This is a genomic window from Apilactobacillus xinyiensis (assembly GCF_019656235.1).
Lineage (GTDB): Bacteria > Bacillota > Bacilli > Lactobacillales > Lactobacillaceae > Apilactobacillus > Apilactobacillus xinyiensis.
Window position 1 is genome coordinate 1 of the sequence record NZ_BPLL01000020.1, and the last position, 2640, is coordinate 2640.

Here is a 2640-nt window from a genome sequence, read left to right on the forward strand (position 1 = left end):
TTGTTATTGCTATTGTTGTTATTGCTATTGTTGTTATTGTTATCGCTAGCTACAGTTATTTTAAAATATTTATATGGCATGAATGTATTTCCATTTAAATCTGTTCTAACGATGCTATTTAGTCGATCTTTAATCTCATTACTTTGTACTATGATTTCTAAATTATTATTTTCACTATTTGATATATGACTACCTATTATTGCATATCCAATTTCAGTAGTACTTTTAGGTATTGAAATTCTACTAATAGATGTGTTAAAAAAAGCAAAAGACTTAATTTCTTGTAAATTATTAGATAAAATTACTGATTTTAAATTCTTGTTATCGGCAAAAGCAGAATCGCCAATTACTTTTACATTATTTGGAATAGATAATTCTTTAATGTCATTTTTCATGAATGCTTCACTAGGAATTGCTTCTAATCCTTGAGATATTTTAATATCTGAAATATTATTATTGGCAAAAGCTGAGCTACCCAATTCATTTAGAGAATCTGGGAGGGTTAGCTTTTGAATTTGATTACCATTAAAAGCATCGTCTTCAATGGTTTTGATTGAATTAGGTAAGTCTAGAGTTTCAATATAGTTTCCTGTAAATGCTCCATCACCAATTTGAACTAGTGATTCTGATAAAATAACATTTTTTAAATGATTATCAGCAAAAGCTTCATTGTCGATTGTTACGACTGAATTAGGAATGGTTACTTCAATCATTTTGTTTTGTGAGAATGCCTCTTTACCAATTTTAGTCAAAGAACTAGGTAAGTTTACGGCTTGTAATTTATTATCGTAAAAAGCTTCTTCACCTATTTCAGTAATTCTATCTGGAATACTTACGTTTATTATTTTTTGGCTAGCAAATGCATTATCACCAATTTTTATAACTTTATTTCCATCAATTTCAGAAGGTATTTCTAGATCAAGCATGTTGTTACCAAGTTTTTCTAAAGCGTCTTCACTTAATCCGACTATGGAATCATCTTCATCATCAAAAACGAAATCTTTTGGATCGCTAATTTGTACAGTTTTAATTTCTTCACTTTCATATTGTTCACTTTCTGGCTGTGCTTCATTTGCGCTTATACTTTTAATGCTAACTGTTGAAACTACAAGGAATAAGAATAGGGCACTTATCGATAACTTGAATAATAAATTATTTTTCACTTATTTACACCTCTTAATTAATTCTTTATTAACTTAAACTTTTCTTTATAAAAATTAAATTGCAATAGGGATTATATATATTAGAATTTTGAAAATCAAGTTATTATTCGTAACTTTTTATCTATATATTTTTTTTCTAATGCTTCTTTAATTGACTTTGTGAAAAAATATTTAAAAATATTCCTTTAAATATTGGAATATGACGATAAAATACATGCTTTTGTAGATTTAAATTCAAACTATTTTTATGTACATTATTTTTTGATGAGACAATAAAAAAAGACCAAATATTTAAATATTTGGTCTTTTTATTTATACTATTTTATTTTTTTTACAAATCTTTTATGTGTAGTTATAAATAAACCATTACCTAATTTATAACGAGTTATATCGTAGTTTAAATGTTTAACAGCAGTTACCTTGAATTTTTTATTAAATTTAACGTATTTGACAAAGTTTTGTTTACTGAATTTAATGTTACTGTACATGTTAATACCGTTATGATTTATAATTTTAACTTTTTTGACGTTGTTTTTTTGTTGATAGGTTCTTTGATATTCTTTAGTGTTTAATATACTACCATTATTTGTCATAAAATATTTTTTATTATTTTTGGTAAATATTGTAGCCTTATAGGTTTTACCTTTTTTATTTATTATACTAAATGGTCTAGTATATTTATGGGAAATGTCTTTATTTTTGCTAACTCTTTTATCATCTAAAGATAAATTGTCATTGTTTCTTTTTTTATCTGGTATGTTGTTAAATGTTTTTTTGCTATCTGTGTTGATAGGTGTGATGTTAGGGCTTAATTCATCATAATCAAATTTTTTGCTATTTTCATTTGATGTTTCTTTATTTGTAAATTTATCGTCATTTTTTATGTTTTTGTCTTTATGGTGTTCAGTATTATTATCAATGTTTGAATTTTTATCATCTGTATTACATATTAGATGTTCAATAGAATATTCATTGTCTTTCAATAATTTTTTGTGCAGATTTTCATCTAAATTAGTTAATTCAATAGTTTTATCTTTTGAAGCTGATCCTAAAATAGAATTTCCAACTTTTTCCATAGAATTAGGTAATACAATAGAATTGATATTGTTGCCCTTGAAAGCATTATCATCAATCTCTTGGACACCAACAGGAATGCTTATATTTTCAAGCCCTTTATTTTTAAAAGCTTCGTTGCTTATCTTTTTGATACCCATATCAGATGCCATAACAACAGTGTTAGTATCTTTAATGTCTGATTTAACAACAGTACCGTCTTCGTTTACATAAATAGTATTGTCATAAGAATCTTTAAATACTTTAAGTTTATCTGAATTTTATCTGAATTTTTATCATCTGTACTACATATTAGATGTTCAATAGAATATTCATTATCTTGCAACAATTTTTTGTGCAGATTTTCATCTAAATTAGTTAATTCAATAGTTTTATCTTTTGAAGCTGATCCTAAAATAGAATT

At 25.3% G+C, this 2640-nt stretch carries 3 protein-coding genes; all 3 read right to left on the reverse strand.

Features of this window, described 5'->3' with window-relative positions; translation table 11 throughout:
- On the reverse strand, window positions 1-1163 hold a 1163-nt coding region (locus K5Q11_RS05350; RefSeq protein WP_220751715.1), incomplete at its 3' end, for a leucine-rich repeat domain-containing protein.
- A gap of 317 nt (window positions 1164-1480) precedes the next feature.
- Entirely contained in the window at window positions 1481-2389 is a 909-nt protein-coding gene (locus K5Q11_RS05355; protein ID WP_220751717.1) for a DUF5776 domain-containing protein, read from the reverse strand.
- A 53-nt stretch (window positions 2390-2442) separates the two neighbouring features.
- A partial coding sequence (locus K5Q11_RS05360; RefSeq protein ID WP_220751719.1) for a hypothetical protein occupies window positions 2443-2640 on the reverse strand: 198 nt, incomplete at its 5' end.

Coding starts and splice junctions, on each gene's coding strand:
- K5Q11_RS05355 (WP_220751717.1), bottom strand. CDS start 2,389: ATGGCATCTGATATGGGTATCAAAAAGATAAGCAACGAAGCTTTTAAA.